We start from the raw sequence: 2,142 nt of genomic DNA on the forward strand, positions 1-2,142 counted from the left end.
TCTAAAATACCATGCTGTCCAGTAAAGAAATCTACATCTCCCCCGTTATCTAGCATTAATTGAAGCAAATCCAGTCTTTCTGGGAAACCATTAATATAGGATAAAGGTGTAATTCCTCTTTCATTTGGTAAATTAGGGTTTGCACCAGCCTTAAGTAACGCTATCGCAGCATCAATATTTTTACTTCTTAACGCATAATGCAAAGGAGTCATTCCGTACATATCTTGCGCATTAATCTCCACTCCATGTTTTATATAAAACTCCACAACCGACAACGGAGCCGCAAAAATTAAATTACACTGGTGTAGCCAATTCCATTTGTCTGCCGATACATAGTGAATATCTAACTTTTTACTTATAAAGAAAATATCCTCCAGCATTGCGATATTTCCTTCTCTATCTGCTATCGCAACAAGCATCTTAGGGTCATCTTTATATTCTTCATATAAATTTGTCATATTAGTTTTCTCTTTTGTGTAAAAACAATTTCATATCCTCTTTAATTTTTTGAATATCACCATTTCCCGGCATCTCATTTCTATGACTACGATTTTCAGAACGATTCTCTAGCCTAAAAATGTTGGGTCTTGAATTTACATAATCATTAAATTCCTGTCTTGTTAAACCCAATTGTTTAGCAACCTCTTCTAATCTTCTATGCTCCCATCCAGGAATATGCCCTATATCAAACCCAAACGATGGCGCAAGCGTCCTCGCTTGTGCCTATCATCTAAAAGTGCAGTAAAAAATCCAAAGAATTTTGAACATTGGTTCTCCCAACGTTTATGGGTAAAATTCGCAATGTTTTTATTAAGCAGCACCAGCGTGGACGCTGGCGCTATCATTGGGGCCTTTCTTCTAAAAGATGCCTAGAAAAAGTATTATTAATTCCCATTCTCCCTCTTTTTTTTCTTTATTTTATTAGCAATATTTTTTTCTTCTTTTTTTAGATAATTTCCAAAATATATAGCTAATATCATAGAAAAGAAGAAAAAAGGGAGTATATACTTTATAACAAATGAAATTTCTGCAGGATATGCTCTTAAATACATCATTATAGAAAGTAACACTGTCATAATAATTGAAGAAAAAAAAGCCTTTTTAAGAATAGCAATTATCTCTCTCATTATTTATCCCCCTCATTATCTTCATAATAATAATAATTAAAACAGGATCTCAATAGAGATTAAATATCGCTTATCTATACCCTTATGCTCAGCATTACTTTCATTTATTAAATTAATTATCTTATTAACAAATAAGATCATATCATTTGGTAGACTTCCATAATTCAAAAATATTATTTTTTTTTCATACAGCAATCCAATATCATCCCAAAAGGCATCTAGATTTCTTCCAAAAAACTCACCAAAATCAACTTGCTTCATTAATTGGGTATAGAAATCTTCCTCATCCAAAAGCAAACTACAATCAATTATTACTTCCATTTTCCGATCTCCTTAAAAGATTTATAATGATCGGTTGTAATAAACAATAACCCATCATTAGAATACAATAGCCTTGTTCCTGGCTGTTTATTTCTAGAAATTTGATTATTTATCCCAACATCAGCTTCAAACCATACTCTACCATCAGATGTAGGTAATAGCTGTTGTTCATTTCTATATATATCACCACCTATCTGCCCTTTTTTTAATGCTGTTCCTGGTTTCCAACCATATTTAGTTTCTGCTATGCGTTTTGTAACATACTCATCGGGCAACTTACCATATTGCTGTAAATGTTCTATTACATGATTAGCACTTTGGTGAGTTTGTAAGTCCATTTTAAGATCTTGATAAACTTTGGCATTATATGCTTCATAGTTGAATGATTTTAGATCATACCCCTTTGTCTCCTCAACAATCGGCAAGACTTCATTCGCATTTGAGCCTTTTGGCAACTTGAATCTAGCATAATTTAATGCTGTACTGGTTACTTTCCCCGTCCCCGTAAGCTCCAACAAGGCAGTACCACCTCTCACTGCTGCTATCGCATCAATCTCATTGACCATATTTTTACCATAAAGGTAATTTACATCGTCAAGACGATAGCCTGCGCCCAAAATGTCTTTACCCGATTGCCATACTGCCTTTCCTGAATCCGACAACATTTCCTTACCGGCTGAAATACACATATCTT

The 2,142-nt window shown here is 33.8% G+C and carries 5 protein-coding genes; all 5 read right to left on the reverse strand.

Annotated elements, in window-relative coordinates:
* The coding region (locus HMPREF9065_RS08870) for an ankyrin repeat domain-containing protein (RefSeq protein WP_021615206.1) at window positions 1-458 on the reverse strand (458 nt) is incomplete at its 3' end.
* A 1-nt stretch (window position 459) separates the two neighbouring features.
* The gene (locus HMPREF9065_RS10440; RefSeq protein WP_084422190.1) at window positions 460-684 is read right to left on the reverse strand and encodes a GH-E family nuclease; all 225 of its coding nucleotides are present in this window, start codon (window positions 682-684) and stop codon (window positions 460-462) included.
* A gap of 200 nt (window positions 685-884) precedes the next feature.
* Window positions 885-1,127 (reverse strand): hypothetical protein, encoded by a 243-nt coding sequence (locus tag HMPREF9065_RS08865; protein WP_021615208.1) that lies wholly within the window; start codon window positions 1,125-1,127, stop codon window positions 885-887.
* Between the two features lie 36 nt (window positions 1,128-1,163).
* Entirely contained in the window at window positions 1,164-1,448 is a 285-nt protein-coding gene (locus HMPREF9065_RS08860; RefSeq protein WP_021615209.1) for a barstar family protein, read from the reverse strand.
* A partial coding sequence (locus HMPREF9065_RS10160) for a ribonuclease domain-containing protein (RefSeq protein WP_021615210.1) occupies window positions 1,439-2,142 on the reverse strand: 704 nt, incomplete at its 5' end. The genes HMPREF9065_RS10160 and HMPREF9065_RS08860, both read right to left, overlap by 10 nt.

This window comes from Aggregatibacter sp. oral taxon 458 str. W10330, assembly GCF_000466335.1.
GTDB lineage: Bacteria > Pseudomonadota > Gammaproteobacteria > Enterobacterales > Pasteurellaceae > Aggregatibacter.

Excerpts from the sequence above, each read along its gene's own strand:
- HMPREF9065_RS08865 (WP_021615208.1), bottom strand. The coding sequence starts at position 1,127 with ATGAGAGAGATAATTGCTATTCTTAAAAAGGCTTTTTTTTCTTCAATT.
- HMPREF9065_RS08860 (WP_021615209.1), bottom strand. The coding sequence starts at position 1,448 with ATGGAAGTAATAATTGATTGTAGTTTGCTTTTGGATGAGGAAGATTTC.